Genomic DNA, 24,934 nt, shown 5'->3' with positions numbered 1-24,934 from the left:
TATTTCAGTGGGCAACAGCGGCTGCGCCGTGTTCGTCGATCAAGTGGCCGGTGTTGAAGCGGTTCAGGGAGAACGCCGCGTTCAACGGGTGCGGGTTGTCCTGTGCAATGGTGTGGGCCATGACCCAGCCCGAGCCGGGTGTGGCCTTGAAGCCGCCCGTGCCCCAACCGCAGTTGAAGTACAGACCCTTGATGTGCGTCTTGCTGATGATGGGACAGGCGTCGGGTGCCACGTCAACGATGCCGCCCCACTGGCGGTTCATGCGCACGCGGCGGAAGATGGGGAACATCTCGCAGATGGCCTGCAGCGTGTGTTCAATGACCGGGAAGCTGCCGCGCTGGCCGTAGCCCACGTAGGAGTCGATGCCGGCACCGATCACCAGGTCGCCCTTGTCGCTCTGGCTCACGTAGGCGTGGATGGCGTTGCTCATCACCACGGTGTGGATGATGGGCTTCATGGGTTCGGACACCAGTGCCTGCAGCGGGTGGCTTTCCAGCGGCAGGCGGATGCCGGCCATGGCGGCCAGCACGCTACTGTGGCCGGCGGCGACCACGCCGATCTTCTTGCTCTGGATGGTGCCGCGCGTGGTCTCAATGCCGGTGATCTGGTCGCCTTCACGCTGGAAGCCCACCACTTCGCAGTTCTGGATGATGTCCACGCCCAGACGGTCGGCCGCACGGGCAAAGCCCCAGGCGATGGCGTCGTGGCGGGCCACGCCGCCGCGCGGCTGGAACGACGCGCCCATCACCGGATAACGCAGCGAGGTCTGGTTCATGATGGGCACGATTTCCTGCACTTGCGCAGGCGTGAGCACCAGGCCGTCCACGCCATTGAGGCGGTTGGCATTGACGCGGCGTTCGATGTCGCGCATGTCCTGCAGCGAGTGGCCCACGTTCATGACGCCGCGCTGGCTGAACATGGTGTTGTAGTTCAGGTCCTGTGACAGGCCCTCCCACAGTTCCATGGCTTTTTCGTACAGGTGGGTGGCTTCGTCCCACAGGTAGTTGGAACGCACGATGGTGGTGTTGCGTGCGGTGTTGCCGCCCCCCAGCCAGCCGCGTTCGATCACGGCGATGTTGCGCATGCCGTGCACCTTGGCCAGGTAATAGGCAGTTGCCAGACCATGGCCACCACCGCCTACGATGATGGCGTCGTAACTGCGCTTGGGTGCGGGGCTGCGCCACTGCTTTTGCCAGTCCTCGTGGTAGGACATGGCATTGCGTGCCAGGGAAAAGATGGAGAAGTTGCTCACAGTATGTTTTCTTTCAGCATTCGATCACGTTGACGGCCAGGCCCCCTCGGCTCGTCTCTTTGTATTTTGTCATCATGTCCCGACCGGTATCGCGCATGGTCTTGATGACTTGATCCAGCGATACAAAATGCGTGCCATCTCCACGCAGCGCCATGCGCGCGGCATTGAGTGCCTTGATGGAACCCATGGCGTTGCGCTCGATGCAGGGAATCTGCACACGTCCGCCCACCGGGTCACAGGTCAGACCCAGGTTGTGCTCCATGCCAATCTCTGCGGCATTTTCCACCTGCTTGGGGCTTCCGCCCATGACGGCGGTCAAACCGGCTGCAGCCATGGAGCAGGCCACGCCGACTTCACCCTGGCAACCGACTTCGGCACCGCTGATGGAGGCGTTCTCCTTGTAGAGCTGCCCGACGGCACCGGCCGTGAGCAGGAAATCGCGTATGCCCTTCTGGTTGGCACCCGGAATGAAGCGATAGTAGTAGTGCATCACCGCAGGGATGATGCCTGCGGCACCATTGGTGGGCGCCGTGACGACGCGGCCGCCGGCTGCGTTTTCCTCGTTCACCGCCATGGCATAGACGTTGACGAAGTCCAGGATGGTGAGCTGATCGCGCAGGGCCTCTTCGGGATGTGCGCTCAAGGAGCGGTGCACTTCCGGCGCGCGGCGCTTGACCAGCAGGTTGCCGGGCAGATGGCCCTCGGTGCGGATGCCGCGGTCCACGCATGCTTTCATGGCGTCCCAGATGCGGTCCAGCCCGATGTCGACCTCTGCATCGCTGCGCCAGGACTGCTCGTTCACCCGCATGATCTGGGCAATGCTCAGGCCGGTGCCGGCGGCAATGCCGAGAAGGTCTGCGCCGCTGCTGAAGGGGTACTTCACCTTGGTCGGGTCGGAGACGATGACCGGATCGTTCATCGGCGAGTCGGCCTCTTCCTGCGAGACCACAAAGCCGCCGCCCACCGAGAAGTAACGGCGCTCGGTCACGATGTTGCCTTCGGCATCGAAGGCTACGAACTTCACGCCGTTGGAGTGGTAGGGCAGTGCCTCGCGGCGCAGAAAGGTGAGGTCGCTCTTTTCGGTAAACACCAGCGGGTGGGTGCCACCCAGCAGCAGCTTGCCTTCCTTGCGCATGTGGCGCAGGCGCGGCTCGATGGTGTCCGGGTCGATGGTGTCGGGCATCAGGCCTTCCAGGCCCAGCATCACTGCCTTATCAGTGCCGTGGCCCTTGCCGGTGGCACCCAGCGAGCCGTACATGCGTACTTCCACGCGGGCAATGCGGTCGATCAGGCCCTCGGCACGCAGGCGCGTGGCGAACATGGCGGCCGCCTTCATGGGGCCCACGGTGTGGGAGGAGGATGGCCCTATGCCAATCTTGAACAGGTCAAAAACACTGAGTGCCATGGTGTGCGGTGCTCGGTTGGGGCGGGTGCGGTCAGGCCGGAGCGGGGAAGCGGCGGCACAGCGCGGTGATGCGCGCGGCAACGTCCTTTTCGACCGCGGCCAGGTCACCCTTGGCGGCCATGCAGTCCAGCACATCGCACATGGCCGTGGCCACCTGCGTGCACTCGTCTACGCCGAAGCCGCGGGTGGTGATGGCGGGTGTGCCGACGCGGATGCCGCTGGTGACGAACGGGCTTTGCGGGTCGTTGGGTACCGAGTTCTTGTTGACCGTGATGTGGGCACGGCCCAGTGCGGCGTCGGCGTCCTTGCCGGTCAGACCCTTGGGGATCAGGCTCACCAGCATCAGGTGGTTGTCGGTGCCGCCGGACACTACGTCGTAGCCGCGTGCCACAAAGATGGCGGCCATGGCCCGGGCGTTGGCTACGACCTGGGTCTGGTAGGACTTGAATTCGGGCTGCAGCGCTTCGAGGAAGGCCACGGCCTTGGCTGCAATCACGTGCATCAGCGGGCCGCCTTGTGTGCCGGGGAAGACCATGGAGTTGAGCTTCTTCTCGATGTCGGCATTGGCGCGGCACAGAATCAGCCCGCCACGCGGACCGCGCAGCGTCTTGTGGGTGGTGGTGGTGACCACATCGGCGTAGGGCACCGGGTTGGGATAGAGGCCTGCGGCCACCAGGCCCGCCACGTGGGCCATGTCCACGAACAGGTAGGCACCGACCTTGTCGGCAATGGCGCGAAAGCGTGGGAAGTCCAGATAGCGGCTGTAGGCCGAGAAGCCGGCAATGATCATCTTGGGCTTGCAGGCAATGGCCTGGGCTTCCAGCGCGTCGTAGTCGATCAGGCCGGTGCTGGTGTCGATGCCGTACTGCTCGGCGTTGTAGAACTTGCCGGAGAAGCTGACCTTGGCGCCGTGCGTCAGGTGGCCGCCGTGGGCCAGGCTCATGCCCAGAATGGTGTCGCCCGGTTGCAGCAACGCCATGTAGACCGCTGCATTGGCACTGGAGCCCGAGTGCGGTTGCACATTGGCCCAGTCGGCGCCGAAGAGCTTCTTGGCGCGGTCAATGGCCAACTGCTCGGCCACATCCACGAATTCGCATCCACCGTAGTAGCGCTTGCCGGGATAGCCTTCGGCGTATTTGTTGGTGAGCACGCTGCCCTGGGCTTCGAGCACGCGCGGGCTGGTGTAGTTCTCGGAAGCGATGAGTTCCAGGTGGTCCTGCTGACGCGCGGCTTCGGCAGCGATGGCGGCGCCCAGCTCGGGGTCGAATTCATTCAGGGTAGCGTTCAATGCCATTGCAGTCCTTCTAGATGGGTAGATACGGGGATGCAATCGATTGTCGAGACTGGCCCTGCGGGCGGTGTCGGTATTACGACACGGGAGAATGTGCGGGCGACACGCTGCAAAAGGGATAACCGCAAGATGTTTACGGGAACAGCGGGCCGTCTCAAAATGGCACACATTTTCATTCCCAGCAAGTGAGCGAATCATGAAAAAGTGGCTGAAGGGCAACCGTGGATTCATTGCCTTCCTTCTGTGTTTCGGTTTCTTCCGTCTGGCCATTGCCGACTGGAATCCGGTGCCCTCCGGCTCCATGCGGCCCACACTGCAAGAAGGCGATGTGGTGCTGGTCAACCGGCTGGCCTATGACTTCAAGCTGCCGCTGACCGACACGGTGCTGTTCGCGCTGGGCACGCCGCAGCGCGGCGATGTGGTCACCTTCAACTCGCCCAAGGATGGCGTGCGGCTGATCAAGCGCCTGGTGGCACTGCCCGGCGACACCGTGGAAATGCGCAATGAGGTGCTGTACATCAACGGCCAGCCCAGTGCCTACGATGGCCTGGAGTTGCTGCAGGACCGGGTGGACCGGGAACACACCATGGCCGCCTTGAGAGCCGTTGAACATACGCAGGAAGGTGCCCATGCGGTGCAGTTTCTGCCGCAGGTATCGGCGCGGCGCAACTTCGGCCCGGTGACCGTGCCCGAGGGCAACTACTTCTTTCTGGGTGACAACCGCGACAACAGCGCCGACTCGCGCTACATCGGCTTTGTGCCCCGCAATCTGCTGATCGGCCGCGCCCACCACATCGTGGTCTCGGCCGACATGCTGGGCAATTGGCTGCCGCGCATTGAGCGCTTCGGCCAACGTCTCTAAGCCAGGCTCTCGGTTAGTTGCGCCTCGGCGCCGGCCAGGCTGCGTTTGGCGGCCTGCACCGTGTTGTGGACCAGCATGGTGATGGTCATGGGCCCCACGCCACCCGGCACCGGCGAGATGTAGGAAGCCTTCTGGCGCACGCCCTCAAAGTCCACATCGCCCACCAGCTTGCCGTTGGGCAGGCGGTTGATGCCCACGTCGATCACCACCGCGCCGGTACGCACCATCTGCGGCAGGATCAGGTTAGGCACACCGGCAGCCACCACCAGGATGTCGGCCAGGATGGTGAACTGCGCCAGGTCACGCGTCTTGGCATGGCAGATGGCCACGGTGGCATCGCGCTGCATCAGCATCATGGCCATGGGCTTGCCCACGATGTTGCTGGCGCCCACCACCACCACGTTCTGCCCGGCCACGGGGATGTTCTCGTACTCCAGCATTTTGGACACACCGTAGGGTGTGCACGGCGGAAACACTGTCTCGCCCTGGGCCAGTGCACCCACGTTGTAGAGGTGAAAACCGTCCACGTCCTTGTCCACCGAGATGCAGGCCAGCACGCGCTTGGCGTCGTAGTGGGCGGGCAGGGGGAGTTGCACCAGGATGCCGTGTACAGCAGGGTCTGCGTTGAGCGCCTGGATCTTGGCCTCCACCACGGTGTCGGGGGTATCGGCCTCAAAGGCATAGACGGTAGAGGCCAGTCCCACTTCGGTACAGGCCTTGACCTTGTTGGCGACATAGACCTTGGAGGCCGGGTTGTCCCCCACGATGATGACAGCCAGCCCGGGTGTGACGCCCTGGGCCTTGAGCGCCTGCGTCTGCTCCTTGCACTCCTGGCGCACATGCCGGGCTACGGCGTTGCCGTCGATGATTTTGGCGACCATATTCCACTCTCGCGATGGGGTTAAAGACGGTGTGAATGCTAGGGCCGCACGTGGGCGCAAGAGGTGCATGAGGCGACTTGGGGCGGCGCGAAAGCGACAAACTCCGGAGTGCGCAAAGGCGGCGGCGTTTACATGCAAATGCGTGTCGCAAACAGGTCAAGCCTATGGGCGAGGGCTGCAATACTATGACTATTCATATTGCAGCGCATGAATATTACTCATGCGGGCACGCATCAGGCACTGGAGAGACCGCATGACCGACACCGTTGAACAAACAGAAACCGAAGCCCCCCGCGGACGCCGTGCCGGTGGTGGCCGTGAGGCCAAGCGCGCAGCGCGCTCGGCCCGTAGCACCCAATCGGTTCCCTACATCACCCGCAAGATCCCGTACTTTGAAGTGCTCGATGAAGAAGGCCTGGCCATTATCGAGCGCAATGCCGACACGATATTGGAAGAAACCGGCATCGACTTTCGTGATGACGCCGAAGCGCTGGAACTGTTCCGCAACGCCGGCTGTGACGTCAAGGGCGAACGCGTGCGTTTTCCCCGTGGCCTGGCCCGCAAGATCGTGCAGGACAACGCCCCGCGCGAGTTCACCCAGCATGCCCGCAACGCCGCCCGCAGCGTGGTGATCGGTGGCAAGAACACCGTGTTTGCGCCGGCCTACGGCTCACCCTTTGTGCGTGACCTCGAAGGTGGCCGCCGCTACGCCACCATCCAGGACTTCCAGAACTTCGTGAAGCTGGCCTACATGGCCAACCCCATCCACCACTCGGGTGGAACGATTTGCGAGCCGGTTGATCTGCCGGTGAACAAGCGCCACTTCGACATGGTCTATTCCCATATGAAGTTCAGCGACAAGCCCTTCATGGGCTCGGTCACGCATCCCGAGCGTGCGCAGGACACAGTGGAGATGACCAAGCTGCTGTTCGGCGACAACTGGATTGACCCGCTGACCGGCAAGCCCCGCACGGCGATCATCAACCTGATCAACGCCAACTCGCCTATGACCTTTGACGAGACCATGCTGGGTGCGGCCAAGGTCTATGCGCGCAACAACCAGGCCACCATCATCACGCCCTTCATCCTGGCTGGCGCCATGTCGCCGGTGACGGTTGCGGGTACGGCCGCGCAGACACTCGCCGAAGCACTGGCCGGCATGGCCTTTGTGCAGTTGTGCAGCCCCGGTGCGCCGGTGGTGCTGGGCAGCTTTGCCTCCTCCATCTCCATGCAGTCGGGCGCTCCCACCTTTGGTACGCCGGAGCCCGCGCTGGTGCTGTACGTGATGGCAGCGCTGGCACGTCGCCTGGGCGTTCCGTTCCGCTCCGGTGGTGGCCTGTGTGGCTCCAAGATTTCCGATGCGCAAGCGGCTTCCGAATCGGCCAACACCTTGTTGCCCACCTGCCTGGGTGGCGTGAACTTTGTGCTGCACACCGCAGGCTGGCTCGAAGGCGGTCTGTCCATGGGGTATGAGAAGTTCATCATGGATGTGGATCAGGCCGGCATGATGCACACGCTTCTGGCGGGTGTGGACCTGTCGGAAAACGGCCAGGCCATGGATGCCATCCGTGAAGTCGGTCCGGGCAAGCACTTCCTGGGCTGTGCGCATACGCAAGCCAACTTCGAGAGCGCCTTCTACCGCTCGCCCATTACCGACAACAACAGCTTCGAGCAATGGGAAGCCGAAGGCTCACGTGACCTCACGGCCCGTGCCAACACCCTGTGGAAGAAGCAGCTGGCTGAATACGAAGCACCGGCTCTGGACGTGGCCACCGACGAAGCCATTCTGGACTACGTAAACCGCCGCAAAGGTTCTTTCGCCGATTCCAACGTCTGATCCCGGTTTAACATCGCAAGGCGCGTTGCTATTTGGCAGCGCGCCTTTTTTTATTGGGGCGCTATGGGCATCAACAAACTCCTGCTTCCTCTGGCTTCGTTGCTGAGCGGGCTGGCCATGCTGGTGGTAGGAACGGGGTTGCTATTTGCAGCCATCGGCGTGCAGGCGGGCTCTGCGCATTTCTCGAGCTTGGTGACCGGGTTGGTGATGTCGGCCTATTTTGCGGGCTTTGTCTACGGCACCTATGCCTGCCCGGCCATCATCCGCAGCGTAGGCCACATCCGCGCCTTTGCCGCCATGGCTTCCATCGCGTCGGCCATCCCCATGTTCCATGCGCTGTGGACCAATGCGCTGGCCTGGGGCATCCTGCGCTTCGTCACCGGCGTGTGCCTGGTCGGCCTGTACATCGTGGTGGAGAGCTGGCTCAATGTGGTGGCCACCACCGCGCAGCGTGGCAAGGTGTTTGCAGCCTACATGGCGGTCAGCGGCATCTCCATGGCGCTGGGGCAATGGCTGATATTGGTGGGGGACCGGTTTGGATTTGTGCCGTTCGCGCTGGTGTCGATCCTGTTTTCCTTTGCGCTGATCCCCATCACGCTGACACCGGTGACCGAACCCGAAACCATGGAAGCGCCGCGCTTTGTGCTCAAGGACCTGATCTATATCTCGCCCATTGGTGTGATCGGAACCATCGCATCAGGGCTGCTGGGCGGTGCCTTCTACAGCCTGGGCCATGTGTTCGGCCAGGGTGTGGGTTACAGCGAGCGCGGCATTGCCACCTTCATGGCGGCCACCATTCTGGGCGGCGCTGCCGGTCAGTGGCCCATCGGGCAACTCTCGGACCGGTACGACCGACGCTGGGTGCTGTTCTGGGTCTGCATGGCCAGTGCCGCAGTGTCCGGCGTGGGGTTCTATCTGGCACGCGAATACGAGGCCTCGCTGATCGCGCTGGGCATTGTGTATGGCGGCCTGTCCATGTCCATCTACGGCCTGAGCGTGGCCCACGTGAACGACCTGATCGACCCTAGCCGCGTGCTGGAAGTTACCAGTGGCCTGTTGCTGCTGTACGGCATCGGTTCCACCGTGGGGCCTACGCTGGCCGGGGGCGTGATGGATCTGCTGGGGCCGGAGGCGCTGATGCTGTACTTTGCCATTGTGCTGGGCCTGGTGTGCGTGAGCATCTGGGTGTTCGCGCCGCAGCGTTTCATCCACGCGTCAACGACCAGCCACAAGACCGACTACGTGGTCATGGGTGGCGGCTCGCAAGCCGTGCTGCAGATGGACCCGCGCCGCCCGGACTTTGAGCACAGCCGCCCTATGGCACCGTTTGTGGAGCCTGAGCAATAGGCGTTTGAGAGTGCTGCTCTTCAGGCACGGTCAGCAGTTTGTTCTTGAAGTCGGCAAACCCGCTGTACCCGATTCTTCTGCAAAACCGAAGAACGGTCGGCGGACTGACATGGGCCATGCGCGAAACTTCCTTCACTGTCATGTGGGCCAGATCGCTCGCGTTTTGTAGGTAAATTCGGGCGACCTTGGCTTCACACGTCGAGAGCGAATGCCAAACCCTATCCAGGTGATGTATCACATCGCGCTGTGCATCTGTTGCGGTTTGCGACTTCATGAGGTATCCAAAACTACAAAATGGTCCTGAGCAGCTTAGCCATTTCGGAGGGATTGCGTGTGACCTTGAAGCCACACTCTTCCATCACGGCCAGCTTGGCATCGGCCGTATCGGCACCACCGGAGATCAGGGCACCTGCGTGTCCCATGCGCTTGCCCGCAGGGGCAGTCACACCGGCGATGAAGCCAACAATAGGCTTCTTCATGTTGGCCTTGCACCAGCGTGCAGCCTCGGCTTCATCGGGCCCGCCGATTTCACCGATCATGATGACGGCATCGGTATCGGGATCTTCGTTGAAGGCGCGCATCACGTCGATGTGCTTCAAACCGTTGATGGGGTCACCACCAATACCAACTGCAGAAGACTGGCCCAGACCGATTTCGGTCAACTGCGCCACGGCTTCGTACGTCAGCGTGCCGGAGCGGCTGACCACACCAATGCGGCCCTTGCGGTGGATGTGTCCGGGCATGATGCCGATCTTGATTTCCTCAGGGGTAATCAGGCCGGGGCAGTTCGGGCCCAGCAGCAAAGTCTCCTTGCCACCCGCAGCCACTTTGGCCTTCATACGGTTGCGCACTTCGAGCATGTCCTTGACCGGAATGCCTTCGGTAATGCAGATCGCCAGATCCAGATCGGCTTCCACGGCTTCCCAGATGGCAGCAGCAGCGCCTGCGGGCGGCACGTAGATCACCGACACGGTAGCGCCGGTTTCCGATGCGGCTTCCTTGACGGAGGCGTAGATTGGGATGTTGAAGATGGACTCGCCCGCCTTCTTGGGGTTCACGCCGGCCACAAAGCAGTTCTTGCCGTTGGCGTATTCCTGGCACTTTTCCGTGTGGAACTGACCGGTCTTGCCGGTAATGCCCTGGGTGATGACCTTGGTGTCTTTATTGATGAAGATGCTCATGATGAATCCTTGTCAAAACGCGATGGATGTGCATACGCCCAGCCCAGTGGCCACCACAGAACCGGCTTTGCCGGGCTGTAGGTGGCGCCCCCTGCAGGGGGAGGCGCCGCAGGCGCTTCGGGGGGGTGTCACGCCACCGCTGCCACAATTTTTTGGGCCGCTTCGGCCATGGTGTCGGCGCTGATGATGGGCAGGCCCGATTCGGCCAGCATCTTCTTGCCGAGTTCTTCGTTGGTGCCCTTCATGCGCACCACCAGTGGCACCGACAGGTTCACCGCCTTGCAGGCCGTGATCACGCCGGTGGCGATGGTGTCGCACTTCATGATGCCGCCGAAGATGTTGACCAGAATGGCCTTGACCTTGGGGTTCTTCAGCATGATCTTGAAGGCTTCGGTCACCTTCTCGGGGGTAGCACCACCACCCACGTCCAGGAAGTTGGCGGGTTCTGCGCCAAACAGCTTGATGGTGTCCATGGTCGCCATGGCAAGGCCAGCGCCGTTGACCAGGCAGCCGATGTTGCCGTCCAGGCTGATGTAGGCCAAATCGAACTTGGAGGCTTCGACTTCGGCAGGATCTTCTTCGTCCAGATCGCGGTAGGCCACGATTTCGGGGTGACGGTACAGGGCGTTGGCGTCAAAGTTGAACTTGGCGTCCAGGGCAACGACATTGCCTTTGCTGTCGCGGTTCAGGGGGTTGATTTCCACCAGCGACGCGTCAGTGTCCATGTAGCACTTGTAGAGCTTCTGGAAGATGTCCACGGCTTGGGCGGTGGAGTCTGCCGGCATGCCAATGCCGTCGGCAATCTTCTTGGCCTGCTCGGCACCTAGGCCGGTCAGCGGGTCAATGAACTCGGTGATGATCTTCTCGGGGGTGGAGTGCGCCACTTCCTCGATGTCCATACCGCCTTCGCTGGAGGCAATGAAAGCCACTTTCTGCGAGGCGCGGTCGGTCACGACCGAGACGTAGTATTCCTTCTGGATATCGGCGCCGTCTTCGATGTAGAGGCGGCGTACCTTCTGGCCTTCGGGGCCAGTCTGGTGGGTCTTGAGCTGCATGCCCAGGATCTCGCCAGCCAGGCGCTTGACGTCTTCAATGGTCTTGGCAACCTTGACGCCACCGCCCTTGCCGCGGCCACCCGCGTGGATCTGGGCCTTCACCACCCACACCGGGCCACCGAGCTTTTGCGCAGCTTCTACTGCTTCCTGTACGGTAAATGCGGGGATACCGCGCGGCACCGGCACACCAAATTGGCGCAAGATTTCCTTGCCTTGGTACTCATGAATCTTCATAACATCTCTCTAGAGGGTTTGCATAAAGGGAAACGAAAGAGCCAAACGATGGGAGGGGACGGCTCTTCAGGCATGGGTATGGCTGTCTCGACAATCTCGCAGCTTGACGGCCTCAAGCCGCAACGCGTACGGGTGAGGCAGCCAGCTCGGGTTGCAATTGCAGACGCTCGGCGCCACTAAAGCACAGGAAGCGCCGGTTGGTGGCCCGACCAATGGCGCACAGGCCCAGCTTCTGCGCCACGGCATGCCCCATTTGCGTCATGCCGCTGCGCGACACCACGATGGCAATGCCCATCTGCGCCGCCTTGATGACCATCTCGCTGGTCAGCCGCCCCGTGGTGTACAGCACCTTGCCCGCGCTGTGCTGGTCGTTGAGTGCCATCCAGCCGGCAATGGTGTCGATGGCGTTGTGGCGCCCCACGTCTTCCACAAACAGCAGCATCTCTTCACCACGGAACAGCGCACAGCCATGCACCGAACCCGCGCTCTTGTACACGCTTTGCTGCAGGCGAATCGCATTGACGATGGAATACAGCTCGCTCTGGGTGATGCGGGTGTCGGGCAGCGCCAGCTGGTCTACGCCGTCCATCATGTCTCCGAACACACTACCTTGGCCGCAACCCGTGGTGACCACGCGGCGTGCGGTCTTTTGCGCCAGGTCCACGATGCCGCCGCGCGTTTTGACGGCTGCAGCACCCACTTCCCAATCGACGGTCACCGAGGCGATGTCTTCAACGCCGGCCACCAGACGCTGGTTGAGCAGATAGCCGGTCACCAGCCACTCGGGCCGCGCACCCAGGGTCATGAGGGTGATGAGCTCGCGCTTGTCCACATACACCGTGAGCGCGCGCTCACTGGGTATGGAGAGCAGGTAGCGCTCGCCCAGCTCATTGACCACTTCCACTTCGTGGGTCAGGGCTGCGCTTACCTGCGTGAGTGTGGGCTTGGCGTGCTGCATATCCAACCGTTGTAGTCGCTGGCGGCTCAGGCAGCCAGCTTGGCCGTGCCATAACCCGGCACTGCCTGTGGTTTTCCACCGCGGCGAATGGCCACTGCGCAGTACTTGAATTCCGGAATCTTGCCAAACGGATCCAGTGCTGCATTGGTCATCAGGTTGGCTGCTGCCTCGTAGTAGGCAAACGGGATGAAGACCGCACCACGCGGCGTGCCGTCATCGCGGCGCACATGGATGGCCACCTCGCCACGGCGCGACTGCACCGTCACCACGTCCCCGGCCTCCAGCCCGAGCAGACTCAGGTCTTCACCGCACATCGAGGCCGTGGCCATGGGTTCAATGGCATCGAGCACCACGGCGCGACGGGTCATGCTGCCGGTGTGCCAGTGCTCCAGCTGGCGCCCGGTGATCAGCACAAACGGAAACTCCGCATCGGGCCGCTCATTGGCCGGAATGATGTCGGCTGGCACCAGGTTCACACGGCCATCGGTGGTGGCGAACCGGTCGATGAACACCGTGGGCGCGCCCGGGTCTTCGGCACTCAGGCAGGGATAGGTGACGCTGGACTCGCGCTGCAGCCGCTCCCAGGTGATGCCGGAGATGGCCGTGGACATGGCCTGGCGCATTTCTTCGTAGACAGCGGCCACACCGTCCATATCCCCCTGGTAATTCCAGTTCAAGCCCATACGCTTGGCGATCTGCTGGATGATCCACAGGTCGGGCATGGCCTGACCCGGTGGGTCGATGGCCTTCTTGCCCAGCTGCACCATGCGGTCGGTGTTGCTGACGGTGCCGTTCTTTTCTGGCCAGGCGGTGGCGGGCAACACGACATCGGCCAGCCAGGCGGTCTCCGTCATGAAGATGTCCTGCACCACCATGTGCTCAAGTGAAGCCAGGGCATGGCGGGCATGGTTGAGGTCGGGGTCGCTCATGGCCGGGTTCTCGCCCATGATGTACATGCCGCGCACCTTGTGCGGGTCGCTGTCATCGGCCAAGGCCTTGTGCATGATCTCCACCACGGTATAGCCGGGTCGGTCATCGAGCTTGGTGTCCCAGAACTTCTCGAACCAGCTGTGCACCGCCTTGTTGTCCACGCGCTGGTAGTTGGGGAACATCATGGGGATCAGACCCGCGTCGGATGCGCCCTGCACATTGTTCTGGCCGCGCAGTGGGTGCAGGCCGGAGCCGGGCTTGCCGATCTGGCCGGTGACTGTGACCAGGGCAATCAGGCAGCGTGCGTTGTCGGTGCCGTGTACGTGCTGGCTCACGCCCATGCCCCACAGAATCATGGCGCTCTTGGCCTTGGCAAAGGCCCGCGCCACCTCACGCAGCGTCTGGGCCGGAATACCGCAGATGGGCTCCATCGCCTCAGGGCTGTAGCCTTTGACGTTCTCGCGCAGCGCTTCGAAGTTGTTGGCACGCTTGGCAATGAAGTCCTGGTCGGCCAGGCCTTCCTCGATCACCACGTGGATCAGTGCATTGAGCATGGCCACATCGGTGTCGGGCTTGAACTGCAGCGTGCGCCAGGCGTGCTTGCCGATGTCGGTAATGCGCGGGTCGGCCAGCACGATCTTGGCGCCCTGCTTGGATGCATTCTTCATCCAGGTGGCAGCCACCGGGTGGTTGGCCGTGGGGTTGGAGCCGATCACGAAGATCAGCTCCGAATGCTGCACGTCGTTGACCTGGTTGCTCACCGCACCGGAGCCCACACCTTCGAGCAAGGCGGCCACGCTGGAGGCGTGGCACAGGCGGGTGCAGTGGTCCACATTGTTGCTGCCAAAGCCGGTGCGCACCAGCTTCTGGAACAGGTAAGCCTCTTCATTGCTGCCCTTGGCCGAGCCAAAGCCCGCCAGCGCCTTCTTGCCATGGGCATCGCGCAGCCGCTTGAGCGTGCCAGCGGAACAGGCCAGCGCTTCTTCCCAGGTGGCTTCACGGAACACGTCGGACCAGTCGGCTGAATCGCGGTTGAGGTTGTCCAGCAGGGCCGGGTCCTTGGGCACGCCTTCCTTGCGGATGAGTGGCACGGTCAGGCGCTGCGGGTTGGCCGCATAGTCAAAGCCGAAGCGGCCCTTGACGCACAGGCGGTTGTGGTTGGCCGGGCCGTCGCGGCCATCGACGCTGACGATGACGTTGTCCTTGACGTTGTAGGTGAGCAGACAGCCCACGCCGCAGAACGGGCAGACGGAGTCCACCTTTTTATCCACCAGTTGCGAGCCGATCTGGGTCTTGGGCATGAGCGCGCCGGTGGGGCAGGCCTGCACGCATTCGCCGCAGGCCACGCAGGTGCTCTCGCCCATGGGGTCGTTCAGGTCGAACACGATCTCGCTGTGCGAGCCGCGCAGCGCGTAGCCGATGACGTCGTTGACCTGTTCTTCGCGGCAGGCGCGTACGCAGCGGTTGCACTGGATGCAGGCGTCCAGGTTCACGGCCATGGCGGGGTGGGATACGTCGGCCTGGGGTTGTTCTCTTCGGAGAGACTTCAAGGCCGGGCGCACGGTCACATCCAGCCGGTCGACCCAGTAACTGAGTTCGCCGTGTTGGCCGGGGTGATTGGCGCTCGCTTCTGGCACAGCGGCGTCGGCCGGTAAGCCGGGTGCCTCATGCGCGAGCGCAAAATCGGCTCCCGACTTACCGGCCGCCACCGCCGTGCCAGAAGAGGCAGAAGTAGCACCTGCGTCATTCCACTTGTACCCGGTATCGGGCATATCGGAGAGCAGCATCTCCAGAACCATCTTCTGGCTCTTCTCTACCCGCGGGGTCTTCAGTAGCACCTCCATGCCCGCTGTGGCATTGCGGCAGCAACTGGGCGCCAGGGTGCGCTCGCCCTTGATCTCCACCACGCAGGCGCGGCAATTGCCGTCTGCGCGCAGGCCGTCCTTGTAGCAAAGGTGCGGGATGTCCACACCGTGGCGCTTGGCCGCCTTGAGGATGCTTTCGCCCTCAAACGCGTGGATGGTCTGCTGGTCGAGCTTGAACTCCACGGTAGCGGGAAGCACTTCGTTCATCTTGGTGATGGCATTCATGGTTTATTGGCCCCCACGCTTGTCACGTTGTGTACTGCGCTGTCCCCCGTGGGGGCCCTCGTGCCTTGGGGCGGCCCGGCGTCACTCGCCCCCGCACCATTGATCTCGTGGGGGAAATATTTGATAACGCAGCGCACCGGGTTGGGCGCGGCCTGGCCCAACCCGCAGATGGAGGCGTCGGTCATCACGATGTTGAGGTCTTCCAGCGTGTCCACATCCCACACGGGCGCTTCCAGGAGCTTGGCCGCCTTGGACGTGCCTACGCGGCAGGGCGTGCACTGGCCGCAGCTCTCGTGGGAGAAGAAGCGCATCATGTTAAGTGCGGCATCGCGCGCCCTGTCGTGCTGGCTGAGCACGATGACGGCGGCGGAGCCGATGAAGCCGCCATGCGGCTGGATGGTGTCAAAGTCCAGCGGCACATCGGCCAGACTGGCCGGGAAGATGCCGCCTGAGGCGCCGCCGGGCAGGTAGGCGTACAGCGTGTGACCGTCCTGCATGCCGTCGCAGTATTCGTCGATCAGTTCACGCAGGGTGATGCCGGCCGGCGCCAGCTTGACACCGGGGTGGCGCACGCGACCGCTGACGCTGAAAGAGCGCAGGCCTTTGCGGCCATTGCGGCCATAGCTGCTGAACCAGGAGGCGCCCTTCTCCACGATGTCGCGCACCCAGTACAAGGTCTCGAAATTGTGCTCCAGCGTGGGGCGGCCAAACAGGCCGACCTGGGCGATATAGGGCGGGCGCATGCGTGGCTCGCCGCGTTTGCCTTCGATGCTCTCAATCATGGCCGACTCTTCGCCACAGATGTAGGCACCTGCACCGCGGCGCAGCTCGATGTGGGGCAAGAGACACGGCGGATTGGCCTGCAACTTGGCCAGCTCGGTTTCCAGGATGGCGCGGCAGCCGTGGTATTCGTCACGCAGGTAGATGTAGCAGCGCTCTATGCCCACGATTTGCGCGGCAATCAGCAGGCCTTCCAGAAAGCGGTGTGGGTCACGCTCCAAGTAGGTGCGGTCCTTGAAGGTGCCGGGCTCCCCCTCGTCGATGTTGACCGCCATGAGCTTGGGTGCGGGCTGGTCGCGCACGATGCGCCATTTGCGCCCAGCCGGGAAGCCGGCGCCACCCAGGCCGCGCAGCCCCGAATCCTCCATGGCCTTGATGACGCTCTCGGCATCCTGTTCGCCGTTGACCAGGGCCGCTGCCAAGGCATAGCCGCCAGCGTGGCGGTATGCCGCATAGCCTGCGTAGCCGGGTGCCACTTCAATGGCATGGGGGCGCGGGGAAATGCTGCACTCCGCGTTGGAGGACGCCATGAACACGGCATCGGCCAGGGCCTCCGGGTGGTGGGCGTGTGCCTTGTCCACCAGATCCACCACTGCCTCCACCGTAGCCACAGGCACAGGGTGCTGGTGCACCACAGCCACTGGGGCTTGTTCGCAGCGTCCCACACAGGGAGCGGCAACCACGCGCACGTCGCCGCCCAGCAAGGCAGGCAGGCGCTGCAGCAGATCCTGGGCACCTGCCATCTCGCAGCTCAGGCCGTCGCATACGCGCACCGTCAGGCCCGGTGCCTGCGCGTCGCCCTTGACCACTTCGAAGTGGTGGTAGAAGGTGGCCACTTCAAACACCTCGGCCATGGGGATGTTCATCTCCCGTGCCAATGCCACCAGGTGCCGGTCATGCAGGCAGCGGTAGGCGTCGTTGAGCTTGTGCAGGTGCTCGATGAGCAGATCGCGCGGGTGCGGCGCGTCTCCGATCAGTGCGCGCACCTCACCCAGTGACACATCGTCCGCCTGACGACCCTTGAGCTTGGCTTTGCGGCGTATGCGCTCGCGCATGTCCTCTACCGTGCCCAAGGACACGGGCTTCACTTCAGAAGACGGGGCAACTACAGATTGCATGTTCACTTGCGATTTATCCAGCTAAAAAATACACGCCATTTCGGCGCTGGCCTACAGTGTTTTGTGTGTATCAGGCGAATGGCGCATTGCGTGCATTGGCTTGCGCAATGCAGTTGCTGCGCATGGGTGCCAGAACCAGCTTGGCACACAGACCTGCGACGATGGCAATGCTTGCTGCAAGGATGAGCACGTTGTCCCAGTTGCCATTGGTTGACATCAGGGATGCCAATGGAACCAGCAGCGCTGCGGTGCCCTTGGCCGTGTACATGGTTCCCGCATTGGCAGCGGCGTTCTTGATACCAAATGTGTCAGCCACCAACGCAGGGAAAATCGAAAAGATTTCACCCCAGCAAAGGAATATCAGCGCCGCAAAGGTCATGAAGGCGTAGGGACTGTGTCCAAACTTCATGAGTCCGAGAAGCGCAAACCCTTCGCTGACAAACACGATTGCCATGGTGTTCTCACGACCCAGTCGGTCGGAAATGAATCCGCACAGTGGTCGTGTAAATCCGTTGGCCAAATTGTCAACAGCCAATGTCATGGTCAAGAGCGGCAAGGTCACCATGCCGAAGAAACTCACCGGTATTGCATTCAGTCCGTAGTCTTTGGCCATGGGGCCGAGTTGGGCAGTGGCCATCAAGCCGCCCGCTGCGACAGCCACAAACATCACATACGTCAGCCAGAACACCGGGGTCCGCACCATTTGTGCTGCCGTGTAGTCAACCTTGGTCATTACCAGTCGTGAGCGGATCGCGACATTTTTAGGTGGTACCGGCTTTACCATCATCAACGCAAAGATGAACATGCAGATGCCTTGCCCGATACCGAACGAGAGGAAGGTCTGCTCGTATCCAGCGGATTCGATCATGCTGGCAATTGGAATCACGGTTACCGCAGCACCGGCACCGAAACCAGCTGCCGTCAGTCCGGCAGCCAGGCCACGTCGATCCGGGAACCACTTCAAGGCATTGCCAACGCAAGTGCCGTAGACACAGCCTGCGCCAATGCCGCAAACCACCGCACCAAAATACAGCATGGTCAGAGAGTTGGCATAGGAGTTGATCGTCCAGCCCAAGCCCGCGAGGATGGCGCCACCGGCAACAACGGGGCGGGGACCGAATTTATCAACCAGCCAGCCCTCGATGGGGACCAACCAGGTTTCCACCACGACGAAAATCGTGAAAGACAGCTGAATGGCTGTCCGCCCCCAATGGAATTTGCTGTCAATGGGGTTGACGAACAGAGTCCAGCCATACTGCAAATTGGCAATCAAGGCCATGCAGAGAATGCCCAGAATCAGTTGTCCCCATCGGAACATGGGGTGGTGTACAGCGTCGGTCATATGGCCCACTCCTGAAGCGGCCACGGTATGTTGTTGTGTCATGTTATTTGTGTCTCCTTATCATTGCTCATGGCGAAACATCGGCGAAGATGTGGCAAGTTAACCCTAGACGAAGTGATTCATTTCCAATAGGGAAACGATGCTCGGGTGAGGAAATGTAGAAGCGTGACCCGCTTGGAGCGCTTGACCACCGTCATCTTTCGGAAAATTCGGGCTAGTATTTTCCCTAGGCATCTTCTGCACCTCTATGCCTTGTATACGCCCCTTTGGGGCGCCCGTGTGCACATGATTGGCGCAGTGTGTAGCCCTTTGTGCGGAAGGCTTCAGGTAGCTTGAAAAATGGGGGGAAATAGGGGGCGGTTCGGGGTGGCCATCAGCATTCGATTATTTGTAATCGGACCACCATGACTCGCCAATCTGCCCTTGCAACCAGTCAATGAAATGGCTGACTTTGACGGGAACCCGACGAGGCGATGGATACACCGCGTGTATCTCTTGCGAAGGAAGCGACCACTCGCTCAGGATGGGCACCACAGCACCGGACTGGACCGACTCATAGGCCACATACCACGGCAAGGCAGCAATACCCATGTCTGCGCTGGCAGCGGAAAGCAATGCGGACAGATTGTTGGAGCGAAGCAGGCCTCTTACCGGAGTCGGATGCAAGCGACCATCTGCTCCCGTGAATAGCCAACGCGCGTCGCCTTGTACCGTGCTGTATACCAAGGCGTCATGTCGAGCGAGGTCCGCGGGGCGTTTGGGTATGCCGCGTTCCACCAGATATTTGGGCGAACCAACCACGACCCAGGGATTGATGCCCAGAAAACGCGCACCCAAGGTGGAGTCGGACAAGCGCCCCATCCGTACGGCGACATCTATGCCCTGCGCTACGAGGTCGACATAGCGATCATCAAAAGTCAACTCGATCTGGACCTTGGGGTTGCTCCTCATGAAGCGCATGACCAGTGGCACCATGACACGTCTGCCGAAGGCCACCGAGGTGCTGATACGCAAAACGCCTTGTATTTGCGATTGCATCAGTGCGGCAACGGACTGCGCTTCTTCGAAGTGGTGGCTGATGAGTTTGCATTTCTCGTAGTACAGCAGGCCGATTTCCGTCGGCGTGACGCCATGGGTTGATCGATGCAGCAAACGGGAACCGAGTTGGGATTCCAGCTGAGCCACCACTTTCGTCGCAGAGGGTTGGCCTATGCCCAGGTCTGCGGCAGCCTTGCTGAAGGAGCCCAGGTCCACGACCCGAATGAAAAGTCTGACGGCATGCAGATGGTCCATGCGCCGAGTAGAACACGCGCGCCTGAAAACGCAAATATTCCGAACAGGAATAAACATAATGCCGCGCTCCGCACTTCCAGATATGTTGCCGTGCGCAGACACTTTCTCCAGTTACTCATCAAACATAACTGGAGACACAAGATGGCAAAGATGAAGGCAGCCATGGCCGCCGTGCTGGTCATGGAAAAAGAAGGTATCACCCAAGCGTTTGGTGTGCCGGGTGCAGCGATCAACCCTTTCTACGCTGCGTTGCGTGAGCGCGATTCCATCTCACACATTCTGGCCCGCCACGTAGAGGGTGCTTCGCATATGGCCGAAGGCTATACGCGTGCCAAGGCAGGGAATATTGGCGTATGCATTGGCACCAGTGGGCCAGCGGGGACCGACATGATCACCGGTCTGTACTCGGCTATTGCCGACAGTATTCCAATTCTGTGCATCACGGGTCAGGCGCCACGCGCACGACTGCACAAAGAAGACTTCCAGGCGGTTGACATCGAGAGCATCAGCAAGCCAGTGACCAAATGGAGTGTGACGGTGCGTGAACCGGCGCTGGTGCCGCGTACCTTCCAGCAGGCATTCCATCTGATGCGTAGCGGTCGCCCAGGCCCGGTTCTTATTGACCTTCCCTTTGATGTGCAAATGGCTGAGATCGAGTTCGACATCGATACCTATGAGCCACTGCCGGTTTACAAGCCGGCGGCCACACGCAAGCAAATTGAAAAGGCTCTGGACATGTTGATGGCCGCAGACAAGCCTTTGATCGTGGCAGGAGGCGGCATCATCAACGCAGACGCCTCGGAGTTGTTGGTGGAATTCGCCGAACTCACGGGCGTTCCCGTGATTCCTACGCTGATGGGCTGGGGCAGCATTCCAGACGACCATCCGCTGATGGCCGGAATGGTGGGTTTGCAGACAAGCCATCGCTACGGTAATGCAACCCTGCTGGCAAGTGATTTTGTGCTCGGTATTGGCAACCGCTGGGCGAACCGCCATACCGGATCTCCGGAGGTGTATTGCAAAGGCCGAACCTTTGTCCACGTCGATATTGAACCGACCCAGATCGGTCGGGTATTCAACCCGGACTTGGGCATCGTCAGCGATGCAAAGGCGGCGCTGGAGCTTTTCGTCCAGGTTGCACGGGAGCGCATGGAAAGCCGCAAACTCAAGAACTTCAGTGACTGGTCCAAGCGCTGCTTGGAGCGCAAGCAACTGATGCACCGCAAGACCCATTTCACAGAAACACCGATCAAACCGATGCGCGTGTACGAAGAAATGAACAAGGCCTTCTCGCGTGACACCATCTATGTCACAACCATTGGTCTGAGCCAGATTGCTGGCGCCCAATTCCTGCACGTCTATGGACCGCGCCAGTGGATCAACTGTGGTCAGGCCGGTCCTCTGGGCTGGACCATGCCCGCAGCTCTGGGCGTCGTCGTTGCAGACCCCACGCGCAATGTGGTGGCCTTGTCCGGTGACTACGACTTCCAGTTCATGCTGGAAGAACTCGCTGTGGGCGCCCAGTTCCGGTTGCCATACGTCCATGTGTTGGTGAACAACAGCTACCTGGGACTGATACGCCAAGCCCAGCGTGGTTTTGACATGGACTACTGCGTTCAGCTGGCGTTTGAAAACCAGAATGTGGATGACGCTACTGTGCAAAGCTATGGCGTGGATCACCAGGCCGTTGTGCAGGGACTTGGCTGCAAGAGTCTGCGTGTGACGGACCCCGAAAAACTCCAGGGTGCATTGGTGGAAGCACGTGCGATGGCGGAAAAGTACCAGGTTCCGGTGGTCGTGGAAGTCATTCTGGAAAAGGTGACCAACATTGCAATGGGCACTGAGATCGACAAGATCAACGAGTTCGAAGAAATCGAGTGTCTGCATCCGGAAGGGCGCAAAGGTCTGGAGCTCGCAGGGTTGCTTGAATAAGTGCCCAACGGAACCTATACGCAGCAACACAGCAGAACGTCAACATGCCAAAATTTTCCGCCAATCTCAGCATGCTCTTTACCGAGCTGCCTTTTCTGGATCGATTCGAAGCCGCATCACGGGCCGGCTTTCGCGCAGTCGAATTTCTCTTTCCCTATGCCTTCAAGGTGGAGGACCTACGATCACGTCTGGACGACAACGGACTTGAGCTGGTCTTGCACAACCTGCCTGCAGGGGATTGGGAGGCTGGCGAGCGCGGCATTGCCTGCGATCCCCAGCGCGTCGCGGAATTCCGCGACGGAGTCGGCCGTGCCATTGCGTACGCCCAGGCCCTGGGTGTGAAGCAACTCAACTGCCTCGCAGGCAAGGCACCCGCAGGAACCTCGCCCGAGGTTTTGCGTGCAACATTTGTGGCCAATCTCTCGTATGCAGCCAGAGCCCTCAAGGAGGCAGGTCTGCGGTTGTTGATTGAACCCATCAACACCTATGACATTCCCGGCTTCTACCTGAACCGCACCGAGCAGGCGATTTCCGTTCTGGATGAAGTCGGTGCAGACAACGCTTTCCTGCAATACGACATCTACCACGCACAACGCATGGAAGGTGAGCTTGCCACGACCATGCAAAAACACTTGCATCGCATTGCGCATATCCAGTTGGCAGACAACCCAGGGCGCAATGAGCCGGGTACCGGCGAAATCAACTACCCGTTTCTATTGGAGTACCTGGATCGCGTTGGCTATGCGGGCTGGATTGGTTGCGAATACAAACCTGCAGCTACCACGACCGCTGGCCTTGGCTGGCTGCAAAAAATGAAGCGGACTTGAAGGTATTGACCTGACTCGTCCCATCTCACAGAACAGGATTTTCTTATGACTTCATCCCCTCTCAAAATCGGCTTCATTGGTCTTGGCATCATGGGTGCCCCTATGGCTGGTCACCTCTTGCAGGCAGGCCACGATCTTTTCGTCTTTACCTTGGGCAAGATGCCCGCTCACATCGAAAGCAGCAGGGCTACCCAATGCCTGAGTGCACGCGGTGTTGCGGAGCGGGCCGACATCATTTTCCTGATGGTCCCTGACACGCCGGATGTTGAAGCTGCACTCTTCTCCGAGAATGGCGTGGCCGCCGGTCTGAGCAAGGGAAAGACCGTGGTGGACATGAGCTCCATTTCACCGATTGCCACCAAGGACTTTGCGAACAGAATCAACGCCATCGGCTGCGAATATCTGGATGCGCCTGTGTCCGGCGGCGAAGTCGGTGCCAAGAATGCCACGCTGTCCATCATGGTGGGTGGTTCCGAGGCAACCTTCAACAAGGTCAAGCCCCTGTTCGAATTGATGGGCAAGAACATTACCCTGGTTGGAGGCAATGGCGATGGTCAAACGGCCAAGGTCGCCAATCAAATCATTGTTGCCCTGAATATCGAGGCCGTTGCAGAAGCACTGCTGTTTGCTGCACGGGCCGGTGCCGACCCCGCACGCGTGCGCCAGGCGTTGATGGGTGGTTTTGCTTCTTCGAAGATTCTGGAGGTACACGGCGAGCGCATGATCAAGCGTACTTTTGATCCGGGTTTCCGTATCGGACTCCATCAGAAGGACCTGAATTTGGCTTTGTCCAGCGCACGTGCACTCGGTGTTTCATTGCCGAACACCGCAACCGCGCAGGAACTCTTCAACTCCTGCGTTGCCCATGGTGGCCAGGCATGGGACCACTCGGCAATGGTGCGCGCACTGGAAAAGCTGGCCAACTTTGAAATCGGCCAGACCGCCTGAAGCGGTTGTGGTTGTGATGGCCCCTTCCATGGCAGACTCCCACGGTGCCAACGCATCGCAACAGTTGCTCAGGCGGATGTTCGATGCGGCAATCGCCAGCGCCCAGCCGGCTCTCTGTGTTCCCAAGCACCTGCCCTTACCAGCACCCCATGGACGGCTCATCGTCATTGGAGCCGGTAAGGCATCCGCCGCAATGGCGCAGGCGGTAGAGACCCATTGGAAGGAACATCTGCCGCGCTTGGAGGGACTGGTCGTTACGCGCTACGGCTATGCCGCTCCGTGTGAGCACATCGAGATTGTGGAGGCCGCCCATCCTGTGCCCGATGCTGCGGGCCAGGTGGCGGCAGAGCGCATGTTGAAACTCGTCACCGGACTCAAGGAGGAGGACCTTGTCCTGTGTCTTATTTCGGGCGGCGGTTCTGCGCTGCTGCCGCTTCCTGCTGCGGGTCTTACGCTGCAGGACAAGACGGAGCTCAACCGTGCGCTGCTCCGTTCCGGTGCAACCATTTCCGAAATGAACTGCGTGCGCCGTCACCTGTCTGCCATCAAGGGCGGAAGACTGGCTGTCGCATGCCATCCGGCCCGTGTTGTCACGCTGCTGATCTCGGATGTGCCGGGAGACAATCCGATGGACATCGCGTCCGGTCCCACGGTGGGCGACCCAACCAGCTGTGAAGACGCGCTAGCCATCGTACGGCGCTACGGCATTGACTTGCCCCCCGCGGCCCTCGATCTGCTGGTGAGTGGGCGGGGCGAATCCATCAAGCCCGGGGACCCTCGGCTGGCCCGTACCGAGATACGTTTGATTGCCGCACCACAGCAGGCGCTGGAAGCGGCTGCGCGCATTGCACGCGAGTCGGGTATGCCGGCGCATATTCTGGGCGATGCGCTGGAAGGCGAGGCGCGCGATGTCGGCAAGGTCTTGGCGGGCATGGCATTGCAGGTCGCTGACCGCGGGCAGCCGTTCGCTGCGCCATGCGTGCTGTTGTCCGGTGGCGAGACAACAGTCACTGTGCGGGGCACCGGGCGTGGTGGCCGCAATGTGGAGTGTCTTCTGTCGATGGGGCTGACCTTGAATGGTCACCCCCGCGTTTACGCCCTTGCGGGAGACACGGACGGAGTGGATGGACAGGAAGAGATCGCGGGTGGGCTCTTGCGCCCCGACTCACTTGCGCGTGCCTGGAAGCTTGGCCGCAACCCGCAAGACGACTTATCCAACAACAACGGTCACGGCTTTTTCGGGCTGTTGGGGGATTCGGTGGTCACTGGTCCTACACGCACCAACGTGAATGATTTTCGTGCGGTGTTGATCGAGGCCGATTCCGGGACGTGAGTCGACACAAAGCCTGTTGCGCCATGTGTACAGCTGTT

Annotated in this window: 19 protein-coding genes; 7 read left to right on the top strand and 12 right to left on the bottom strand. The window is 61.1% G+C overall.

Annotated elements, in window-relative coordinates; translation table 11 throughout:
• Positions 1–4: 4 nt before the first annotated feature.
• From AAGF34_RS05775 to glyA, 3 genes are read right to left on the bottom strand one after another with little or no spacing between them, the layout of a single operon-like run.
• Entirely contained in the window at positions 5–1,252 is a 1,248-nt protein-coding gene (locus tag AAGF34_RS05775; RefSeq protein WP_342619664.1) for a sarcosine oxidase subunit beta family protein, read from the bottom strand.
• Between the two features lie 13 nt (positions 1,253–1,265).
• Positions 1,266–2,657 (bottom strand): L-serine ammonia-lyase, encoded by a 1,392-nt coding sequence (locus tag AAGF34_RS05770; protein WP_342619663.1) that lies wholly within the window; start codon positions 2,655–2,657, stop codon positions 1,266–1,268.
• 31 nt (positions 2,658–2,688) lie between these two features.
• On the bottom strand, positions 2,689–3,951 hold the full coding sequence (gene glyA / locus AAGF34_RS05765) for a serine hydroxymethyltransferase (RefSeq protein ID WP_342619662.1): 1,263 nt from the start codon (positions 3,949–3,951) through the stop codon (positions 2,689–2,691).
• A gap of 193 nt (positions 3,952–4,144) precedes the next feature.
• Between glyA and lepB the strand changes: the two genes are divergently transcribed.
• Positions 4,145–4,810 (top strand): signal peptidase I, encoded by a 666-nt coding sequence (gene lepB, locus AAGF34_RS05760; RefSeq protein ID WP_342619661.1) that lies wholly within the window; start codon positions 4,145–4,147, stop codon positions 4,808–4,810.
• Here lepB and folD read toward each other — a convergent pair.
• Positions 4,807–5,691 carry a bifunctional methylenetetrahydrofolate dehydrogenase/methenyltetrahydrofolate cyclohydrolase FolD gene (gene folD, locus AAGF34_RS05755; RefSeq protein WP_342619660.1) on the bottom strand — a complete coding sequence of 295 codons (885 nt, stop codon included), beginning with the start codon at positions 5,689–5,691 and terminating at the stop codon, positions 4,807–4,809. The two genes, lepB and folD, sit on opposite strands and share 4 nt — an antisense overlap.
• A gap of 253 nt (positions 5,692–5,944) precedes the next feature.
• On the opposite strand from folD, the gene AAGF34_RS05750 reads away from it, so the two are divergent.
• Both AAGF34_RS05750 and AAGF34_RS05745 read left to right on the top strand, forming a co-directional pair.
• Complete coding sequence (locus AAGF34_RS05750) at positions 5,945–7,528, top strand: trimethylamine methyltransferase family protein (RefSeq protein WP_342619659.1); 1,584 nt, start codon at positions 5,945–5,947, stop codon at positions 7,526–7,528.
• 63 nt (positions 7,529–7,591) lie between these two features.
• A complete protein-coding gene (locus AAGF34_RS05745) occupies positions 7,592–8,875 on the top strand; it encodes an MFS transporter (protein ID WP_342619658.1) in 1,284 nt (427 codons plus the stop codon).
• On the opposite strand, the gene AAGF34_RS05740 is transcribed toward AAGF34_RS05745, so the two are convergent.
• From AAGF34_RS05740 to AAGF34_RS05705, 8 genes are all read right to left on the bottom strand, one after another.
• A complete protein-coding gene (locus tag AAGF34_RS05740; RefSeq protein WP_342619657.1) occupies positions 8,844–9,149 on the bottom strand; it encodes a hypothetical protein in 306 nt (101 codons plus the stop codon). The genes AAGF34_RS05745 and AAGF34_RS05740 overlap by 32 nt on opposite strands.
• Positions 9,150–9,162: 13 nt before the next feature.
• Complete coding sequence (gene sucD / locus AAGF34_RS05735) at positions 9,163–10,056, bottom strand: succinate--CoA ligase subunit alpha (RefSeq protein WP_342619656.1); 894 nt, start codon at positions 10,054–10,056, stop codon at positions 9,163–9,165.
• A gap of 128 nt (positions 10,057–10,184) precedes the next feature.
• Complete coding sequence (gene sucC, locus AAGF34_RS05730; RefSeq protein ID WP_342619655.1) at positions 10,185–11,345, bottom strand: ADP-forming succinate--CoA ligase subunit beta; 1,161 nt, start codon at positions 11,343–11,345, stop codon at positions 10,185–10,187.
• Positions 11,346–11,457: 112 nt separating this feature from the next.
• Positions 11,458–12,303 carry a formate dehydrogenase accessory sulfurtransferase FdhD gene (locus AAGF34_RS05725; protein WP_342619654.1) on the bottom strand — a complete coding sequence of 282 codons (846 nt, stop codon included), beginning with the start codon at positions 12,301–12,303 and terminating at the stop codon, positions 11,458–11,460.
• A gap of 26 nt (positions 12,304–12,329) precedes the next feature.
• A complete protein-coding gene (gene fdhF / locus AAGF34_RS05720; protein WP_342619653.1) occupies positions 12,330–15,323 on the bottom strand; it encodes a formate dehydrogenase subunit alpha in 2,994 nt (997 codons plus the stop codon).
• Positions 15,320–17,158 (bottom strand): NADH-ubiquinone oxidoreductase-F iron-sulfur binding region domain-containing protein, encoded by a 1,839-nt coding sequence (locus AAGF34_RS05715; RefSeq protein ID WP_342621040.1) that lies wholly within the window; start codon positions 17,156–17,158, stop codon positions 15,320–15,322. The genes fdhF and AAGF34_RS05715 overlap by 4 nt, the downstream gene beginning before the upstream one ends.
• A 133-nt stretch (positions 17,159–17,291) precedes the next feature.
• On the bottom strand, positions 17,292–18,563 hold the full coding sequence (gene oxlT / locus AAGF34_RS05710; protein ID WP_342621039.1) for an oxalate/formate MFS antiporter: 1,272 nt from the start codon (positions 18,561–18,563) through the stop codon (positions 17,292–17,294).
• A 384-nt stretch (positions 18,564–18,947) separates the two neighbouring features.
• Positions 18,948–19,856 (bottom strand): LysR family transcriptional regulator, encoded by a 909-nt coding sequence (locus tag AAGF34_RS05705; RefSeq protein ID WP_342619652.1) that lies wholly within the window; start codon positions 19,854–19,856, stop codon positions 18,948–18,950.
• 141 nt (positions 19,857–19,997) lie between these two features.
• On the opposite strand from AAGF34_RS05705, the gene gcl reads away from it, so the two are divergent.
• From gcl to AAGF34_RS05685, 4 genes are read left to right on the top strand one after another with little or no spacing between them, the layout of a single operon-like run.
• Positions 19,998–21,788, top strand: a complete 1,791-nt coding sequence (gene gcl, locus AAGF34_RS05700) for a glyoxylate carboligase (protein ID WP_342619651.1) — start codon at positions 19,998–20,000, stop codon at positions 21,786–21,788.
• Positions 21,789–21,832: 44 nt separating this feature from the next.
• A complete protein-coding gene (hyi, locus tag AAGF34_RS05695) occupies positions 21,833–22,615 on the top strand; it encodes a hydroxypyruvate isomerase (RefSeq protein ID WP_342619650.1) in 783 nt (260 codons plus the stop codon).
• A 45-nt stretch (positions 22,616–22,660) separates the two neighbouring features.
• Positions 22,661–23,563, top strand: coding sequence for a 2-hydroxy-3-oxopropionate reductase (glxR, locus tag AAGF34_RS05690; protein ID WP_342619649.1), 903 nt, complete (start codon positions 22,661–22,663; stop codon positions 23,561–23,563).
• A 28-nt stretch (positions 23,564–23,591) separates the two neighbouring features.
• Positions 23,592–24,896: a glycerate kinase gene (locus tag AAGF34_RS05685; RefSeq protein ID WP_342619648.1), complete on the top strand. Its 1,305-nt coding sequence runs from the start codon at positions 23,592–23,594 to the stop codon at positions 24,894–24,896.
• Positions 24,897–24,934: the final 38 nt, after the last annotated feature.

It is taken from the genome of Rhodoferax sp. GW822-FHT02A01, from assembly GCF_038784515.1.
Lineage (GTDB): Bacteria > Pseudomonadota > Gammaproteobacteria > Burkholderiales > Burkholderiaceae_C > Allorhodoferax.
This window is presented reverse-complemented; position numbering and strand designations above follow the sequence as displayed.